Source organism: Edaphobacter bradus (genome assembly GCF_025685645.1).
GTDB classification, from domain to species: domain Bacteria; phylum Acidobacteriota; class Terriglobia; order Terriglobales; family Acidobacteriaceae; genus Edaphobacter; species Edaphobacter bradus.
Genome location: NZ_JAGSYF010000001.1, coordinates 1294213 through 1312112 on the forward strand (window position 1 = coordinate 1294213; position 17900 = coordinate 1312112).

Annotated in this window: 14 protein-coding genes; 6 read left to right on the forward strand and 8 right to left on the reverse strand. The window is 57.7% G+C overall.

Annotated features, from left to right (window positions below; translation table 11 throughout):
• The first annotated feature begins 425 nt into the window (after positions 1 to 425).
• A complete protein-coding gene (locus OHL16_RS05470; RefSeq protein WP_263366052.1) occupies positions 426 to 701 on the forward strand; it encodes a metal/formaldehyde-sensitive transcriptional repressor in 276 nt (91 codons plus the stop codon).
• 202 nt (positions 702 to 903) lie between these two features.
• Here the strand turns inward: OHL16_RS05470 and OHL16_RS05475 are convergent, their stop codons facing one another.
• The 5 genes from OHL16_RS05475 to OHL16_RS05490 all read right to left on the reverse strand — a co-directional run bounded on the left by OHL16_RS05475 (position 904) and on the right by OHL16_RS05490 (position 7029).
• Positions 904 to 1668: a hypothetical protein gene (locus tag OHL16_RS05475; protein ID WP_263366053.1), complete on the reverse strand. Its 765-nt coding sequence runs from the start codon at positions 1666 to 1668 to the stop codon at positions 904 to 906.
• Between the two features lie 246 nt (positions 1669 to 1914).
• Complete coding sequence (locus OHL16_RS05480) at positions 1915 to 4041, reverse strand: FUSC family protein (protein ID WP_263366054.1); 2127 nt, start codon at positions 4039 to 4041, stop codon at positions 1915 to 1917.
• Positions 4038 to 5255, reverse strand: coding sequence for an efflux RND transporter periplasmic adaptor subunit (locus OHL16_RS05485; protein WP_263366055.1), 1218 nt, complete (start codon positions 5253 to 5255; stop codon positions 4038 to 4040). Before OHL16_RS05485 ends, OHL16_RS05480 begins: the two co-directional genes overlap by 4 nt.
• An 11-nt stretch (positions 5256 to 5266) precedes the next feature.
• On the reverse strand, positions 5267 to 5446 hold the full coding sequence (locus OHL16_RS20200) for a YtcA family lipoprotein (RefSeq protein ID WP_396127152.1): 180 nt from the start codon (positions 5444 to 5446) through the stop codon (positions 5267 to 5269).
• A 122-nt stretch (positions 5447 to 5568) separates the two neighbouring features.
• Entirely contained in the window at positions 5569 to 7029 is a 1461-nt protein-coding gene (locus OHL16_RS05490; RefSeq protein ID WP_263366056.1) for a TolC family protein, read from the reverse strand.
• Positions 7030 to 7127: 98 nt separating this feature from the next.
• Here OHL16_RS05490 and OHL16_RS05495 point away from each other — a divergent pair, with 98 nt between their 5' ends.
• From OHL16_RS05495 to OHL16_RS05510, 4 genes are all read left to right on the forward strand, one after another.
• On the forward strand, positions 7128 to 8084 hold the full coding sequence (locus OHL16_RS05495; protein ID WP_263366057.1) for an AraC family transcriptional regulator: 957 nt from the start codon (positions 7128 to 7130) through the stop codon (positions 8082 to 8084).
• A gap of 139 nt (positions 8085 to 8223) precedes the next feature.
• The gene (locus OHL16_RS05500) at positions 8224 to 9201 is read left to right on the forward strand and encodes an aldo/keto reductase (RefSeq protein ID WP_263366059.1); all 978 of its coding nucleotides are present in this window, start codon (positions 8224 to 8226) and stop codon (positions 9199 to 9201) included.
• 496 nt (positions 9202 to 9697) lie between these two features.
• Entirely contained in the window at positions 9698 to 10861 is a 1164-nt protein-coding gene (locus OHL16_RS05505) for an HlyD family secretion protein (protein ID WP_263366060.1), read from the forward strand.
• A gap of 232 nt (positions 10862 to 11093) precedes the next feature.
• On the forward strand, positions 11094 to 12431 hold the full coding sequence (locus OHL16_RS05510) for a TolC family protein (RefSeq protein ID WP_263366062.1): 1338 nt from the start codon (positions 11094 to 11096) through the stop codon (positions 12429 to 12431).
• A gap of 98 nt (positions 12432 to 12529) precedes the next feature.
• Here OHL16_RS05510 and OHL16_RS05515 read toward each other — a convergent pair whose 3' ends face one another.
• From OHL16_RS05515 to rbsK, 3 genes are all read right to left on the reverse strand, one after another.
• Positions 12530 to 14914: an aldehyde dehydrogenase family protein gene (locus tag OHL16_RS05515; protein WP_263366063.1), complete on the reverse strand. Its 2385-nt coding sequence runs from the start codon at positions 14912 to 14914 to the stop codon at positions 12530 to 12532.
• Between the two features lie 9 nt (positions 14915 to 14923).
• A complete protein-coding gene (gene deoC / locus OHL16_RS05520) occupies positions 14924 to 15943 on the reverse strand; it encodes a deoxyribose-phosphate aldolase (protein WP_263366064.1) in 1020 nt (339 codons plus the stop codon).
• A gap of 212 nt (positions 15944 to 16155) precedes the next feature.
• The gene (rbsK, locus tag OHL16_RS05525) at positions 16156 to 17076 is read right to left on the reverse strand and encodes a ribokinase (protein WP_263366065.1); all 921 of its coding nucleotides are present in this window, start codon (positions 17074 to 17076) and stop codon (positions 16156 to 16158) included.
• A gap of 284 nt (positions 17077 to 17360) precedes the next feature.
• Between rbsK and OHL16_RS05530 the strand changes: the two genes are divergently transcribed.
• Positions 17361 to 17864, forward strand: a complete 504-nt coding sequence (locus tag OHL16_RS05530) for a chemotaxis protein CheX (protein ID WP_263366066.1) — start codon at positions 17361 to 17363, stop codon at positions 17862 to 17864.
• The last annotated feature ends 36 nt before the right edge of the window (positions 17865 to 17900 follow it).

A 17900-nucleotide genomic window follows, 5' to 3' on the forward strand; every position in this document is an offset into this window, starting at 1 on the left:
ACCGCTCGAACGCCATACCCGGACGAGTGGATTCGGCTCACGGGCAGCAAAGGTCTTATTGTTCTGAACGTAGTTCATGGTTCCTCCTTGCGCGATCCAAGTCACACGCCTGACCGCTACTCACGAAAAGGCGTAGCCGGTAGGACACATGATCGGGTCATCGGTTGGGGAGGTGTGAGGCTGGCCGTCTTGGGCCACAATCTCACGCGCTCAAATCTCAGGTCGTATGCTGAGATGAGCGGTGAGAAATCGCCGATAGCGGAAGCTAGAGGCGGGTTCCAGAGCGCTCATCGCACCACAGGGAGGCACTCGGGGTACTAGGAGGCTCTTGTGCGGAATTTATGCTCATAAGTGCTTCAGTTTCTCCTGCGCATGACACTTGCGCCTTCCATCTTGTATCATATCCCCCTAGGGTATGCAAGACCATGTCGCACATCGATAAAGAAAAGCAGAGACTCGTTGCCCGTATCAAACGTATTCGCGGGCAGGTCGATTCCATCGAACGTTCGCTGACCTCCGAGGACGACTGCGCAGATGTTCTCCTGCTCCTTGCGAACATCCGGGGCGGTATCAACAGTCTTATGGCCGAAGTGCTCGAAGACCACATCCGGCTGCATTTGCTGACGCCCGAAAGGTCAACAGCAAATCCGCACGAACTGGCAGAAGACATGATTGAACTGGTGAGGGCATACCTGAAATGAGCACATCGGACGCATCGCTAATCCTGCACGAGCATGAGGCAGCGCATACACTCGGCGATAGCGGTTGCCATGTGCCGAAAGACACAAGCCGAACGATCAAGCTCCTTCAAGTCGTCACGATCTGCTGGATGCTCGTTGAATGCAGTGTCGACTCTGCACACCTACGACGTCCGTAGTGCCTGAGCACGCTCTGTCATTCAATTCACTCTTGCCACTCTCTTTGCGCGCCGACAACTTCTAGAAGTGCGGTGGTGTTGCGCCACACCTTTGGTGTGTACTCGGTCGAACTGAGAGTCAAGTCGGGGTGAGAATGAGGGGATCCGATGCCGCCCGCGTGGATTCCAGTGAAGCCGTAGAGGCCACAGGCCGACGCTGAATATATCCCCACAGAGACCTCTATATCGGTGCCGCTGCAAGTGCTATTCGGAAGAAGCCGGGCATAGACTCCGTGGCGACGATTCTGTGCGACAATCCGCCCATCCTGGTCGACAACGTCGCGTAGCGAAGGTGTGATCTGATCTCCCCCAATTTGAGTCAGTGCGCCTTTGGGGTCGATATCGTTTGCTGCGGGCGATTGCGCTTCTTCGCTCGCGATGGGGTCCGCCATCGCACGTACATGGGCGTTAAGAGGAAGCTTCTCGTTTGCGATTTGCACGAAGTCGAACCGAATTGTCAGGTAACTCTCTTGCGAAATAGCATCGCCCCTTCCCGTAACAGAGCCTGAGGTACTGACGACACGGCCAAAAACCCTGCTTCCTGATGGTACCGACGTACCATCAGGCAACCGAGAAGCTTGAGTTGTCTTGGCGTAGACTACGTCACCCGGATGGGCATTCTTTGCACTAACGCTTTTCGTGATCACGATGGGCAATGCGGTCCGCGAGACTGCGGACGGATCCTGCTGCCCATAAGCAGCGGAAAACAGCGTCACAGGCGACGCAACCAGAGCGAGAAAGACGATCTTCATAAAATGCATGAGGCACCCCGTTCTATCTAACCGGGCCCCCTCCAGAGCAGCCACAGGTGTCACGTCGCAAGAGTAAGCAGAAGCCCGTCTGGTTCTGTCTATCTGCAAGCTCCCGGGCCGCCGCGATACTCCGTCGGGGGACGGTAGATCATCAGACCGATATTGCGCCTATTGCATTTTCGATTGATAGTACGTTATCGCCATCACCATTGGATTCCGTACAATATCTACGCATAACCCGCCATCTTACGTCGTGCTTATCAGATGGCGCACGACATTGAACAGAGACGAGCATAGGCGTAGTTCGGTCAGGTCGCACTCGAGGCCTCCCGTCCGTATGAGGTCGGCATCTGAGCGCAGCCTTTGTTGGATCTGGTGGTCGACAGCGGCCTGTGCTACACGGATATCAGGCGAATCAGCTTCGACGTGACGAGCGGTTTCGACCAACAGTTCCGAGCAGCGCTGTTGGACCTGAACGGCGATATCGCTCCGACACTGGTTCCCAGAAACCGTCCGATGATGAATTAAACCGGTCTTGATCAGCAGAGCGGCACGCAACTGCGGCAAATAATCTCTTGTGCGCTGTAGGAGAACTTCATCCGGCATGGCTTTTGGGAAAGCCTCGAAGATCGAGACGTCGACCAAGGTTCGCAGTTTCTCAAAGTTCTCCATGATCTCATTTGTTCTTCTCTCAAGAAGCACGTCGCCTGCCTGTTCCGCCTGTTCCGTGGATGCCACCTCCAGTTCGGCAATCTCACGGATTGTGGCCCCAAGCATAGACCGCAATGACCGTGTAGAAGACGTTGCCCATAGGTGATCAAAGATGAGCCACATCGCGCCGATACCCAAAACGATCCCCAGCACTGTGTCACGTGCGGGTACCAGAGACGGGTTGATTGAAAAGCGGTTTAGGTTGACCAGCTCATATGCAAGAACAATCTGAGCCCCGCAGTACGCAATGCGTGGGCCGGATGTTGCGATCCACGCCCCCAGGAAAATGACGGAGGCGAAGAGCAACGTGTAACTAAAGATGGAGTCGATCTGCGGCAGGATGAGCGTTTGAGCTGTAAAACCGATTGCGCACGCTCCGAGCACAACTCCAGCAAAACGCATCAGCTGCTTATGTCTCGCGGCACCTGTGATGGGCAGGGCTGTCAGAATACAAGTGGTGACTGATGCACTCAAGCCGATCCAGCCGACACTCATGTAAAACATGTAGCACGCGATTGCGCTGACGCCCCCGCGAATGGCGAACTTTGCGTGCTCCTTGCTGCTAAATGCATCAGCGGCAAATATGCGGCGGCTTGGCTCTGGCACATGGTGTCCCAGATTCTGCTCGCTTCCATCCCACATCGGCTGCGACAGGCTCTCCGCCAACAGATCCACGGTGCGTTCGATTTCGATGAGGATTGGAGTGCCGGTCTCGTACTTGCCGTCAATATCGATCCACTCTGGGATTTCCCGACGCGATAGACTTCCCCGGATGAGCACAACATTCTGACCAATGACTGCACATAGCTCTCGATCATGAGCCGAAAGGGTATGGCCGGTCTCGGTTAAAGTCGCGGCAAGATCGATCAGTCTCCCAGCTAATGCGACTGCTGTTGAAAGGCGCTGTTGCTCCTCAAAACTGTACCCTGCCTGTGAGACCAGCTCCCGCAGAGCGCCGGTACCTCTTCCTGAAGAGCGCCTCACTTCATGGACTAGTTTCATCCTGACGGGCTTGCCGTTGACGTATCCCTGCAGGATTTCCCCGATGAGATAGAGTCTCTGTTGAATGCCACCGATTACTGCATCTGGCGGGTGGGTGCGGGAGAACAGATACTCGATCAACACGGATGCTGCACATCCGATGAGAATGGCAAGCAAAGTGAAAAGTGTCTGACGCAGTCTCCAATCGGCAGCGACAGGCTGGTCCCAAGTCGTGATTGTGTTCGCGATGAAGAGACCTGATGCAAGTGCGGCCTCATACACCTTGAGAGAACTGATGAGATAAAAGACAGCGCCGAGGCTCGCGCAGACCCAGGCAAGATGCAGGAAGGGAGAGCCGATAAATAACATCGCACCTAGCACAACCTCGACACTTCCCAAGACACATGTTGCCGCAATCCACACCGCGGAGCGTCTTGTCGAATGCAGATTGTCCCGGGATACAAGGAGCGGATAATAGGCGCCTAGAGCGGCTCCCGGTATACGGAACACCAGAATGCAAAACATCACCAACGTGCACGACAGAACGATCCGAAAGACCAGAAGCGGCCGGCCTGGATACGAGCTCAGTTCTGCCTGAAGGAGTGCCCAAAGTGAGCCAAACCTTGAGTAGTCCGGCGGGCGCCCGGCGATTGCAACAGCATCAATAGCGGTGTCACTCATGATCCTGGCTGCATCCCGACAATGGCGACTTCTCCAACCCTCAAACCGCCCGGCGGTGGATCCATGATTTTGATTCGGACCGGATAGCGTGACGCAAGCCGTACCCAATTGAGGGTTCGCTGGACATCAGGCAGGCCCTGAGACAGCTTGCCGACGACATCCGGGTCAGGAGTCACACCATATCCGACGCTCTCCACCTTTCCCTGTAGCTTCTTGTGCAGATTAGCCATGAGATAGATATCTGCCGGTGTCCCAACTTGAAGATGCTCAATTTGAGTTTCACGGAAGTTTGCCAATACCCACCATGTCCGCGTATCGATCAGCGTAAAAAGTTGCTGCCCGACCTTGGCGTATTCTCCCTCCGAGATCGTTAGGTTTGTGACACGTGCATCGAACGGCGCGACCACGCTGCATTGCTCGTAGTTGTAACGCGCCAAGCGAACGGCCGCTGCCCTGCTCTCTCGTTGTGCGATCAAAGGAGCCAGTACGAGGACGGCCTGAGACGATTCCTTGACCTGCGCCTCGGTCTGCGCAAGTTGCGCGACTGCCTGCTGTTTCTGCGCGGTTGCAGAGAGCAGCTTCGCTTTCGCAAGCGCAAGATTCGACTGCGCCTGTTCCACAGCAGCTGTCTTTGCTTCAGCTAACGATCTGGCACGGTGCACATCATCGGGAGTAACGAATTCTTTTGCGAGTAGAGGCTCGATACGGTGTAAATTTCCTACTGCATAATCAGCGTCGGCGCGTGCCTGCGTGAGGGCTGCGCTTGCCTGGGCAATCGCAGCCTCACTCACTTTGATCTCATCGTCGGTCCTGGACTCATTCGCGAGTGCATTTTGTCTTCCGGCATTTGCCACATCGACAGTGCTTTCCTGGGCTGAGATTCGGCGGGTTTCGTTCTCGATATCTCCCTCAAGGCGCTGCTGTGCGGCTAGAGCGTCCTGCAACGCGTACAGATACGGGCGATCATCGATCTTGTAAAGGAGGCTTCCTTTCTTCACAAAATCGTTATCCCGAACTGGAAGTTCGACAACCGGGCCGGCAACGAGAGGTGCCATCCCGATCAGGTTGGCCACCACTTCGGCGTCGTCCGTCCGAGGATAGTTGGTAACCGTGTATAGGACGGCCACTCCCGTCAGAAGAGCGCCGAGGACAATGAAACCGCTAATCAGATGTCCGCGCAGAGTGTACTTCGATGATTGTTTATTGTCGCTCAAGCAAGGCCTCACTATCGAAAGAAGGTGAGCCACAAGATGCAGCTCAAAAAGCAGATCAGGCAGGGATAAAGCAGAGGCAGAGGCCAAAGCTCACCAAAAAGTTTCCAGCGCCCGAAGAGAGAGTGCGCCAATGCTGTTACCCCAATCGCTGCTACGCAACAGACGATCCAGGCAGGAAAGTACGACCCCATGACATTGATCGAGGGCGAGAAGGAACAACCGCTCAGCCCGAAAGCGATCGTCGAGATTCCCATCGCGGCTATGTATCTCATAATCTGAATGGACTGTTTGCGCCCAGCGTGTCGTTCCGAATTCACGGATGATTCCCTTTCGGATGTTGTGTCAGCAGATCGCCTGTTCTGAATGCCAGATTCATGAATGTCTGGAGAACCTGAGTTCGGGCAGTCACGTCAACCGCTCTTGCGTGGGCAAGATCTCTTTCTGCGGAAAGAACATCCAGAATGTTTCGTACGCCGTCTTTGTAGGACTCAACGGCCGCAGAGTAGGACTCGCTCGACGCATTGAGGAGAGATGTGGCCGCTTGACGCTCGTGTAACGCGGTAACCGCATTCGCGTAGTCACCCCATACGTGATCAGTTATTCTGTCTTCTCTCTCGCGGACCTCTTCCTCGGCCTCCGCACGCTCGGCCTTCGCTTTGGCCAATCGACTCTCCCGTTTGAAACCGTCAAAGACTGTCCACGTAAGGCTCAATCGAGCATCGTAGGTATATGTCTTGCCGTAGGTCCCACCAAACTTTTCCTGCTGTCCCCAGGCACGAAGCCAACCCTTCGAGCCATCAAATTCAAGTTTCGGAAAGTAGGCCGAGCGCGCGTATTTGACCTCTGCGTCTGCTGCTCGAACACGCTCAATATCCGCGAGGAGATCGGGGCGGGTTTGATAGGCACTCTCGATAGCATCTTCAACACTTCTGTCCAATGCCTCGGGGATCACGATGTCATTAAGCTCCTGCACCTTGAACGGTTTGATTGGCGTAGCGGTCATAATTGTTGCCAGATCACCGAATGCGGTCTGTTCTGTCCCAAGCGCGCTTTGCAGGTCGTAGTCTGCTTTCGCAGTAGCGGCATGCGCCTCGAGCACGTCCGGAAGCGTTGCCAGCCCATTTGCTTTCCGGTCACGGGCTGCAACTTCTACTGCCTGGGCATCATGCAGATTGACCTCCGCAGCTTCCCGAAGACCGATCGCATTGAGGAGGTTGTAATAAGCTGCCGACACTTGTTGAATCAGCACGAGGTGTTCGTTGTTGAAACTGAGATTTGCAGCAAGCAGTTGCGCCTTGGCTGCAGAGATTTCATCCCTTCTCGCTCCAAAATCGACAAGCGTGTAGTTGAGCGTAAGCGCCGTCTCAAAGGCCCCGATGTCTTGTAGAACGAAAGATTGGTAGAGCAGCGGCGCATTCTTGAAAGTCTTTCCTGCAGCAGCAGCCAGGACAGTAGGATAGAGTTCGCTTTTTGCGATCCCGACCGAGGCAGCTGCTACACGGGCACGTTCCCATGCGGCGTGGGTCGAGGGATTGTTCGCTTCGGCGATGTCGATCAACTGGCCGAGCGTATAGGCACCGCCATCTTGAAGAACTGCTTCATGCCGATAGAGCGGTATCGGGCCGCCACCGAATAGATTGGGAGGCGGCTGCCATGGGGTGTCGGCAGAGACTGGGGCACGCTGCGCCCTTGCTGCCAGAAACGCCATCCCCGTAAAGAGGAAAAAGATCAAAAAGCGGCTAAGAGAAATCCGACCCAGGAACTGTTCGTGCAATCTGCCCACAAGTTAGATTGTGGGATCAAAGTGAATCGGAGAGATTGTACGAAATCGCCTTTTGAACGAAAGGTTAAAGTTACTGATAAACTTAAGACGTGGTCGGTTCAAGTCAAGATGGCGGTGGTGCTTCTCCTGACCGCAGTTCGTCGCAGGTACTGAGCAACGTAGACTCAAATGTTCAGCTGGATCATGGCGACAGGCCTCTTGAGCCCGGTGACCGCGCCCGAATATGGCGCCACTCGAGACTTGAGGGGGTTGAACTATTTCAGGGCTCATACAGACATTACCAGTTCGCGAAGCACTTCCACCGTTTTCCGGCAATTGGTGTAGTCGAACGTGGATCCATGAGTTCGTATTGTCGGAGAGCAAACCACTTCCTGGGAACAGGGACGGTTCTTCTACTGAATCCTGGTGAAATTCATGCTCCTGCCCCTGCCAATTCCCCCGGTTGGAGCTTCCGTATGTTTTACCTCGAAGAGAAGCTCTTCAACTCGGCCTCATTAAACTTCGTTTCACAAGACCTTAGGTTTAAGGAACCGTTCGTTCAGGACAATGAATTGGCCTCAAGCCTTCTTCAACTCCATCGTGAACTAGAACAGGATGGAGAGACGCTGCGTTTTGAATCCCTTCTCCTCTCAATTTTTTCACGTCTGGCAGAAAGGCACTCAGAGATCGTTGGCCGTGTCTTCGAACCAACATCGGACAAAGCCAAAATCGACCTGGCACGGCAATATATGGAAGCAAATTACGAGCAGAACCTGAACCTCACGGAACTTGCCGAACTTTCCTCGTTCAGCGCTTCCCACTTCCTGAGGATATTCAGGGATACTGTCGGACTAACGCCCCACGCCTACCTGACCCAGTTCCGTATTGAGATCGCTACATCTCTCTTACGGGTTGGCACGCCTCTCGTGGATGTGGCCAACTTGGTGGGCTTCACTGATCAGAGTCACTTCACGAAGAAATTCAAACGTGTTCTCGGTGTCACGCCTGGACAGTATGCTCCGAGCTCCCAACTTCCTCCGCGGAGAACTGTCCGGAGAAGTCACTGAAGGAAGCTTCTGCGTCCCGAACCTCTGATCAGCATCGCGGACGCCGGGAGGCTCCATAAGGAATCCGCTGCGCGCCCCAGCATGAGTCATCCACAAAAACGGTTGAACCTCTCCGCCGCCTTGTAGCATCGAACTGTCAATGAACAAGAATCTACTGGGGAATTCCGATCTCTACCTCTCTCGAATCGGTCTCGGAACCTGGGCGATTGGGGGCGGTGGTCTCACATCATCTTGGGGGCCGCAAGACGATAACGACTCCGTCGCTGCGATTCATCGTGCTCTTGACCTGGGAATGAACTGGATCGACACAGCTCCGGTATATGGCCTCGGTCACTCAGAGGAAATCGTCGCAAAGGCATTAAAGACAGCATCGACCAAGCCTTACATCTTCACCAAGTGCTCTCGCACGTGGAATGAGAAGCGCGAGACCGGCAACAGCCTCAAGGAAATTCGTCGCGAGGTAGAAGACAGCCTGCGGCGTTTGCAGGTGGAGATCATCGATCTTTATCAAATGCATTGGCCCACGCCGGAAGAGGATATTGAAGAAGGCTGGAGCGTGATGGCCGACCTGCACAAAGAAGGCAAAGTTCGTTGGATTGGCGTCTCGAACTTTGACGTGGCTCATATGGAGCGTGTCATGAAAATTGCGCCCATCACGTCGAATCAGCCGCCGTATTCAATGATCAATCGCAACATCGAACGCGAGATCCTCCCGTTCTGCCAGGAGCATCACATCGGTACGATCAACTACGCGCCGATGCACTCGGGATTGCTGACGGGAAAAATGACGAAGGAGCGCGTGGCGAACTTTCCTGAGGATGATTTCCGGAAGCGTGCCAAGAATTACCAAGAGCCTCTACTCTCGCGGAACCTCGGGTGGGCAGATCTTCTCAAGACAATCGCATCACGCCACAGTGTATCGGCTGGCGTCGTTGCAATTGCTTGGACGCTCCATCATCCCGGCATCACGGCGGCGATTGTAGGTGGGCGCAACGCGGCTCAGATCGAGGATGTCGTCCCGGCCCTGAATTTCCGCCTCTCCGACGCGGAGTATGACGAGATCAATAACCACATCAAGCGCGACAAGACTCCGGCAGAGACGGTGAGCCTCGGATGACGAGGCTGTTCCGTCGCTTTCGAAGCCATCCAAGATCGAGGGCATAAGGGGCAAGTACAGCCCGCCCTCCCAGAGACGGTGGAAAATCACCGGAACGTACAGCAAAGAAAAGGCCTCCGCGATGGAGGCCTTTCTGTGTCTGCGAGTGGATACCCGTCATGCTCTTTCCCAGCAGCTCCACGCCTTAGCATTCGCCGGTCGGCTACATCTGCTGATCTTCAGTTCCCCATCATGGCGCGGTAGGGGTGAATTCTGCGCTGGAATATCTGGTTGTTTACTCATCTCGGAGGCCAGCCTAACAGCCTCGCTCCGCTTCGTCGAGCTATAAAGGGCTACCTCAGTTGTTTCAAACTGCAGTGGGTTCAAACGAAGGAAATCGGCCGTACCTGAAGAACTCCCTGATCGGGTCATGGGATGTCGGGTACAATCGTCGACACAGTACGGGGACCTGGCAATTACTTCACGTGCAGCGGCAAGATGGAGGGTTCTCTGAATCATGCTAAAACGCACTGTCTTGGTCCCAATCTTGGTGCTCGGCATAGCGGTTGCTTTCTTTCTCTTCATCCGTGGACACTGGACTACAGGCGAATCTAAGGCTAGAGTCCAAAGGACCGACGACGCGTATGTGAAAGCGGACGAGACGTCTTTAAGTACGCGGATCAGCGGCACGGTGCGCCGTGTGACGATCGGAGATTACCAGCCGGTCAAGTCAGGACAGCTTCTTGTGGAGCTTGATGATGCTGACTACAAGGCTGTCGTCGGTGAAGCAAGAGCCGCTCTCGCCGCTGCGAAGGCTGAATACACCGCGAATCAGGATGCAAAGCGTGCAGCTGATGCGAGTATCGCCGCGGCTCAAGCGGGAATCGGTCAGGCACAGGCCGCAATGGCCGCCGCCCAGGCAGGCATTGCAGCAAGCCAGGCGAGCGCCGCGCAGGCCGAGAGTGAATTTAAGCGGCAACAGGCGTTGCTCGCTGGAAAGGCAACCACGCATCAGCAGTTCGAGCAGGCAGAGGCCGCGAAATTAAGTACCGTTGCAGGAGTGCAAGGCCATACGGCAGACCTCTCCAGAGCTGAGGAAGCCATCGTTAGTGCTCGGGCCGCTCTGGCCGGAGCAAGGCAACAGCGCGCGGCACTCGACGCGAAGGATGCCGGAATCCTGGCACAAATAGATGCGAAGAAGGACGCCATCACCGTGGCAGAGGTCAATCTCAGTTACACCAAAATCTTCGCACCCACCGATGGTGCGGTGGGTGAGTTCCGCGTTCATCCCGGCCAACTAGTGGGAGCAGGCGTACAGATCGTTCCTTTAGTGCAGAGCGGCATCTGGGTTGAGGCGAACTACCGGGAAACACAGTTGGAGAGAGTACGGACTGGTGACCCCGTCGATATACACATCGACGCTCTCCCTTCCCAAACCTTCCACGGCCATGTCTCTGAAATCTCACCGGCCAGCGGTTCGCAGTTCGCTCTCCTACCTCCAGACAATGCAACGGGCAACTACACGAAGATCGTCCAGCGTGTTCCGGTCAGGATTGATCTGGATCAGGGGCAACAGATCAGCCAATTGCGGCCGGGGTTTTCCGCGGTAGTTGCGATTCATGCGTCGGGAGCAACAACGGACCGCGAGGCCGAACCCTCCACCGGATCTTCCCCGAGGTAAGACTCATGGCAGAGGCGACTCCACAGCCTGGTTCCGCGAGCAAGACCTATTCCATGCTCGCTGGATCACTCAACATTCAGTACAAACAAGCGCTCGCCGCAGCAAAGGCGCAGAGGGCCTGATGCGATTGAGAGAGATAGCTAACGTATCGTATGTAAGCGTTGTAAGCGGTGTCCTTCCGTGGGAGACACGGCGCCTTCGCATTCTCACTACGGCCTTGGTGGTACCGTTCATGCTGATACCAGGTGTCATGGCCCAGGAGGCTCCGACCCCTCCCGGAAATAACGTGGACCATCGGCCTGCGATCGCGTTGACACTCCCACGGGCCATCGAGATGGCGATGCAACACAACCGTCATCTTAGATTGGCGCAGCTGGCAACCGCTGAAAGCCGTGAGAAGCACACGATCGCGCGATCGCACTATTATCCCCACATCACAAATCAATCGACGTCAATTTATCTGACGGCCCTTCAAGGCGTGGTGGTTCCTGCCGGAACATTCGGAAACTCTGCCATTACAGGCCCCATCCCCAGTCAGACGCTGCGTCTCGAGCAAGGCGCTCTAACTGCATACACAAGCGGCACAGGGCTCGAGCAGCCACTGACGCAATACTTCAAAATTCATGCTGGCGACAGGGCGGCGGAAGCAGATGTAACAACGGCGGAAATCCAGGAAAGAGATGCCGAGAACTCCATTTCGCTTCTGGTTCATAAACTGTACTTCGACATTCTCACGGCACAAGCGCATCTGAGCGCCGCTCAGGAGTCCGTAGCGGCTGCGGCTACAAACGAGCAGGAAAGCATGCGCGCCGTCTCTGAAGGGCGTTCACTCGAGGTAGCTGCTCTGGAAAGCCACGCAGCGTTTCTAGATCAGCAACATGAAGTCCTCACCGTACAGCTCTCCATCGATGATCTGACACTGCAACTTGACGACGTATTGGGCCTTCCGCTCGGAACAAGGCTTAATTTAGATCCCAATGCGCTGGGCAATGCTCCGGCTTTGCCATCGCGTACCGAAGCGATCTCTGCAGTAAAGGAGCACAACCCAAAGGTCCTCACCGCCCAACAGGCTGTGGAGAAGGCGAAGGCAGGCGTTTCGGCCGCCCGGGCAGCGTATATTCCCGATATCAGCGGAATCGCGCGTCAGAGCTACCAGAGTGGTGTGCCCTTCCTCGTACACAACTTCGGGACATTTGGTGGCGTCGTCACCTACGACCTCTTCGATGGCGGTGCCCGCGAAGCTCAACTGAGGCAGGCAAAGATCCAGCTTGCAATGGCAGAGACTCAGCTCGCGCAGACTGAATCTGACGTGTCCATTGCAGTCGCCGCCGCATACGATAAGGTTGAACAGCTCGATAAACTTGTCGCCGTCGCGACCGAGGCCCTCAAGGCAAGAGAGGAAGCTGCTCGCATCAACGACAAACGATTTGACCAGAGCGCGGAGCTCGCCTCAACGGTGGCGAAGAGCCACGCGGCTGTGTTCGCATCGAGGGCCTCCCTCCTGGAAGCCCGACTGGGGCTAGTCCTGGCCGAAGACGATATTCAACAGATGTTGGGTGAGCGCCCGTAGCCCCTTCACCGCCCGCCCTCAGAGCTTCGCTCCATAAAATAAGAGCCGCTCCCCGACGTTCCCGGCGAAGCGGCTCTCCGTTCCCCATTGAAAACGAACTACTCCCCGTAAGGTACCCAGATGTTCTTGATCTGCGTCGCGTGCCGCATGAAGTAGCGTCCTTCGTTTTGCTTTGCATCAAACCAGTCGATGTCATGCCTGTCGTTGGTCCAGACCTGCTTCAGGTTGCCGATCGAAGCCGCCTTCACCAGCGTCGCATCCGCCGGCTCGCGGAAGCTCCAGATGGCGTCGACGTCATCATGCTCCGCCAGCGTCTTCGCCAGTTCGGCAGGCCGCCCGGCGACAATGTTCACTACCCCACCCGGAAGATCGCTCGTGTCGAAAACCTGGTAGAGATCGCCGATGATCGTCGCGTGCTTCTCTGACGGAACCGCAACAACTGTGTTGCCCGCCGCAATGGCCGGCAGCACAAGCGACATCAATCCCAGCAGCGGAGCCTCCGTCGGACAAAGGATGCCAACCACACCGATCGCTTCATTCATCGCCAGCGCCACGTTGCGCATCGGCGGATTATGCACCTGGCCGTCGTACTTGTCGCACCACGCTGCATAAGTAAAGATGCGCTCGATGCTCAACTCCACCTCTGCGCCTGCCTGCTCCTCACCGACCATCTTCGCCAGCTCTGCCGCAATCTCACCGCGCCGCTGGATCAGGTTCTCCGCAATGTAGTAGAGAACCTGCGCCCGCGTGTGCGCCGGAGCCTTCGCCCACTTCCCTGCACTGCGAGCCGCCTCGACTGCGTTGCGAATATCCTTGCGGTTGCCCAGCGGAGCCTCGCCAATCAGCTTTCCATCGCGCCCATAAACCGGGAAGCTGTATCCCGAGTCCGGCCGCGCCTGCTTGCCGCCGATATATTGCTTCACCGTCCGGTCAATGGAGTGCAACGCACCGTTGCCGTTAGCCTCGGCCACCGGAGCGGGCTTCGTGGCGCGCTTGTGGTTCGCCTTCTTGTGCCACGTCGTCTCGAGGTACTCATACATTCCCTCGCGCCCGCCCTCGCGCCCATACCCGCTCTCGCGATAACCGCCAAAGCCGCACGACGCATCGAACAGGTTCGTGCTGTTCACCCACACGACTCCCGCCTTGACCTGCGAGGCCACATCGAGCGCCACGTTGATGCTCTCGCTCCAGATGCTGGCAGCAAGGCCATAGGCCGTGTTGTTCGCCAGCTCCACCGCCTCGGCCGGCGTGCGGAAGGTCATCGCCGCCAGCACCGGGCCGAAGATCTCCTCCTGGGCCACCGTCGCCGTTGGATGAACTCCCGTCAGCAGAGTCGGAGGAAAGTAAAGCCCCCGGGCAGGCAGCGCCGACTCCGGCTGCCAGCACGTCGCACCTTCCGTGACTCCCTGATCCACCAGCGACCGGATGCGCTCAAGCTGCACCGGAGCGACAATCGCTCCAATATCGACGGCCTTGTCGAGCGGCGATCCCACACGCAGCGTCTTCATCCGCGCGCGAATCTTCTCGTAGAGAACTTCGGCGACACGCTCCTGCACCAGCAGCCGTGAGCCCGCGCAGCAGACCTGCCCCTGGTTGAGCCAGATGCCATCGACCAGTCCCTCGACCGCGGAGTCCAGGTCCGCGTCATCGAACACGATGAACGGCGACTTGCCGCCCAGCTCAAGCGAGAGCTTCTTGCTCGAAGCCGCCGTAGCCTTGCGAATCATCCGGCCTACTTCGGTTGAGCCGGTAAACGCTACCTTGTCGATATCGTCGTGCTCCACCAGCAGCGCGCCAGTGCGGCCATCGCCGTTGATTACGTTCAGAACTCCCGGAGGCAGACCAATCTCGTCCGCCAGTTCCGCAAGCGCCAGCGCCGTCAGCGGCGTGTACTCCGCCGGCTTGATGACGACCGTGTTGCCTGCAGCAAGCGCCGGAGCCACCTTCCACGCAAACATCAGCAGCGGGAAGTTCCACGGAATCACCTGGCCCACAACGCCACATGCGGTGTAGCCGGGAAACTCGCTCTCCAGCAACTGCGCCCAGCCTGCATGGTGATAAAAGTGGCGCGCCACCAGCGGAATATCGAGATCTCGGCTCTCGCGGATGGTCTTACCGTTGTCGATCGTCTCCAGCACAGCTAACCGCCGCGAGTGCTTCTGCACCTGCCGCGCCAGCGCATACAGATAACGCGCGCGCTGATGTCCGCTCAGTGCCTGCCACGTAGGCAGGGCCTTGCGCGCGGCCTTCACCGCCGCATCCACATCCGCCGCGCCCGCCTGTGCTACGTCGGCGATCTTGTCGCCCGTCGCAGGGTTGCTCGTCGCGAAGTATTCGCCGGAGACAGGCTTGCGCCACTTGCCTCCGATGTAGAGATCAAAGGTGCGCTTATGCTCATCCAGCCAGCGCTCTACTTCCTTGGGGTCTTCCGGCGCCGGTCCGTAATCCATCGCGTAGAACTCTTCCACAATTAAGTTGCTCACAAAATCTCCTTATGCAATCGGGTGACGGTAGGCGGCAGAGTAGCGGCCCGTAGCAAAGTGCTCCAACTGGCGCTCGATGTCGGCGAGCATGCTGCTTGCACCGAAGCGGAAGAGACTCGGCTCGAGCCAGGGCCGTCCCAGCTCTTCCTTCATCAGAGACATCCACTTGAGGGCATCCTTGGCCGACTTGAGTCCACCCGCGGGCTTGAAGCCGACATGCATCCCGGTGCGCTCGGCGTATTCGCGAATCGCCCGCACCATCACCAGCGAGACCGGAACCGTCGCGTTCACGGCCTCCTTCCCCGTTGACGTCTTGATAAAGTCCGCCCCAGCCATCATGGCGACAACACTCGCGCGCGCAACATTGCGCAGCGTAAGCAGGTCGCCCGTGCCGAGAATTGCCTTCATGTGCGCCGGTCCACATGCATCCTTGAACGCGGCAACCTCGTCGTACAGAGCCTGCCACTCGCCGTTGAACACATGCGCGCGCGTGATGACGATGTCGATCTCCTGCGCCCCGGCCTCGACCGAGCGGCGAATCTCCTGCACCCGCTCCGCCAGCGGCGACAGACCCGCCGGGAATCCCGTCGAAACTGCGGCAACAGGAATACTCGTCCCCTCCAGCGCTTTCACCGCAGTCTCAACAAACGCGTGATACACGCAGACTGCGCCCGTGGTGAGGTTCAGCTCCTCGATTCCCAGCTTCTCGACGAGCTGCCGCTGCAGCGGATTTCTCGCCTTCGCGCACAGCCGCTTCACGCGCTCCGCGCTGTCGTCACCGCTCAGCGTCGTGAGGTCCATGCACGCGATCGCGCGCAGCAGCCACGCTGCCTGCCACTCCTTCTTCACCGAGCGGCGCGTGTCAATCGTGCTCGCACGCCGTTCCACCGCGCTCGTGTTGACGCGAATCTCCTCCACCCATTCAAGGTTCAGGGGTATCCGCCGGTTCGGCTCCAGAGGCCGTCCGTTCAACTCGACCGCAACTGGCGAATGCACGATGGGGTGTTGTTCCTGTTGTTTCACTGCCATAGTCTTACCTCTCCAAACTCTTGAGAGAAGCCTCTCGAATGGGAGTTACCTGTCGGGAGTCCTGACGCGCTGATGATCGCCGCTTGAAACTCCCGCCAAAAGCTCACTGGCACGCTCCACAGAAGGCTTCGATCATAGCACCTGCGCGCAGTGCCAACCCTTCAAGTATACGAGCCGTCCATCGCCTAGTTCTGTGTCAGGATCTCACGCCATCACCGCAGCAGAGCATCCACTTCCCCGCGATACGGCATCGAGGGAGCAGTTCCCGGCCGCGTCACCGAGATACCGGCGGCCGCGCAGCCGAAACGCACCGCCTCCACCAGGTCCTTCTTCTCCGCCAGGGCCACGGCAAGTCCACCATTGAAGGCATCTCCCGCGCCAGTAGTCTCAACCACCGTGCCGGCGGAGAAGGCCGGCACATGCTGCCTGATCGCCGCGTTCTTCACCAGCGCGCCCTGCGCTCCCAGCGTTATCACCACATTGCGTACTCCGCGCGCAAGCAGCGCATCAGCCGCCCGATCCGCGTTCGCCAGCGAATCCACGCAAATGCCCGTTAGAATCTCCGTCTCCGTCTCGTTCGGCGTGATGTAGTCGCAATACGGAAAGATCGACTCCGGCAGTTTGCACCCCGGCGCCGGGTTCAGAATCGTCGGCACGCCCAGCGAGTGCGCCAGCTTCAGCCCTGCCTCCACAGTCGGCAGCGAAAGCTCGAGCTGAGTCACAAAGATCGCCGACTCCGCGATCAGCGCGCGCGCCTGCTCCACCTCCTCCGGAGTCAGCTCAAAGCACGCGCCCGGAACCACGATAATCGCGTTCTCTCCCTTCACCGCGTCGATGATGATCGCCGCAGATCCTGTTGCAGAGTCCGTCTCCAGCACATGCGTCGCGTCAATCCCCTCCTCGCGATACGTCTTCCGCGCCAGGTCTCCAAAGGCGTCACGCCCCAGCTTGCTGATGAAGCTGACATTCGCCCCCGCCCGCGCCGCCGCTACCGCCTGGTTCGATCCTTTGCCGCCAGGCCCCAGCTTGAACTCCAATCCCATATACGTCTCGCCCCACGCGGGTAGCTTCTCTGTCCTGAATGCAACATCGGCCACGTAGCTCCCCATGACCACAACATGTCCCTTACTCATCCGCTCCTCTTCTCTCTTCTCGTTCTCATACGTCGCACATGCCCGCGCGATCAGCCATTATGCCCTTTGAGAGGCACCCTGTCCAAGCACCTTCTTGCCCTCCTCAATCAAAGACCTGACACGGTTACAAAAAGAAATCCCCTCTTCCCTTCTCATCCTCTCCCTGCAATCCGCCGATAGGGTAAGCACCGACAATCCGTGGCGCGCGAAGCGTATCCGCCATCAGCGACAGCACCCGACGGGGCGCGCCCCGCGGCCTCGCAACAGGAAATGAGAGACCATCCATGGTTCATGTGATCGACGCAGCCCCGCAGAGCGCAGCACCCGCCCTCACCGACACCGCCATCCTCGACCAGGCCGTCGAAGACGTCCTCGGCCTCATGCTCGGAGTGCCCGTCACCGTCGCCGACGAAGCCGTCGTCGCCTCCGCCGTCCCTCCGATCACCCTCACCGCCGTCATCGGTCTCGCCGGCGCGCTCAGCGGAGCCTACACCGTCCTCGTCACCGCCCCCGCCGCCATCCGGATGACCGCCTGCCTCATGGGCATGGAGATCGACTCCCTCGACGACTCCGTCTACGACGGCCTCGGAGAGATCACCAACATGCTCGCCGGAGCCTGGAAGTCTCGCATCCCCTCGCTCAACGCCGCCTGCCTCCTCTCCGTCCCCACCGTCGTCACGGGCACTCAGTACGAGGTCCACAAGCGCAGCTCCGCCTTCCGCCTCGTGCGCAGCTACCGCTTCAACGAGCACGTCTTCACCGTTACCATCCACGGCGAAACACCCTGACCACGCACTCCACATGGATTGTCATTCCGACCGGAG

What these genes read in the sequence shown, in the direction of transcription:
- OHL16_RS05530 (WP_263366066.1), top strand. Translation starts at nt 17,361, where the DNA reads ATGGTTCATGTGATCGACGCAGCCCCGCAGAGCGCAGCACCCGCCCTC.
- OHL16_RS05470 (WP_263366052.1), top strand. Translation starts at nt 426, where the DNA reads ATGTCGCACATCGATAAAGAAAAGCAGAGACTCGTTGCCCGTATCAAA.
- OHL16_RS05500 (WP_263366059.1), top strand. Translation starts at nt 8,224, where the DNA reads ATGAACAAGAATCTACTGGGGAATTCCGATCTCTACCTCTCTCGAATC.
- OHL16_RS05505 (WP_263366060.1), top strand. Translation starts at nt 9,698, where the DNA reads ATGCTAAAACGCACTGTCTTGGTCCCAATCTTGGTGCTCGGCATAGCG.
- OHL16_RS20200 (WP_396127152.1), bottom strand. Translation starts at nt 5,446, where the DNA reads ATGGGGTCGTACTTTCCTGCCTGGATCGTCTGTTGCGTAGCAGCGATT.
- OHL16_RS05510 (WP_263366062.1), top strand. Translation starts at nt 11,094, where the DNA reads ATGCTGATACCAGGTGTCATGGCCCAGGAGGCTCCGACCCCTCCCGGA.
- OHL16_RS05475 (WP_263366053.1), bottom strand. Translation starts at nt 1,668, where the DNA reads ATGAAGATCGTCTTTCTCGCTCTGGTTGCGTCGCCTGTGACGCTGTTT.
- rbsK (WP_263366065.1), bottom strand. Translation starts at nt 17,076, where the DNA reads ATGAGTAAGGGACATGTTGTGGTCATGGGGAGCTACGTGGCCGATGTT.
- OHL16_RS05480 (WP_263366054.1), bottom strand. Translation starts at nt 4,041, where the DNA reads ATGAGTGACACCGCTATTGATGCTGTTGCAATCGCCGGGCGCCCGCCG.
- deoC (WP_263366064.1), bottom strand. Translation starts at nt 15,943, where the DNA reads ATGGCAGTGAAACAACAGGAACAACACCCCATCGTGCATTCGCCAGTT.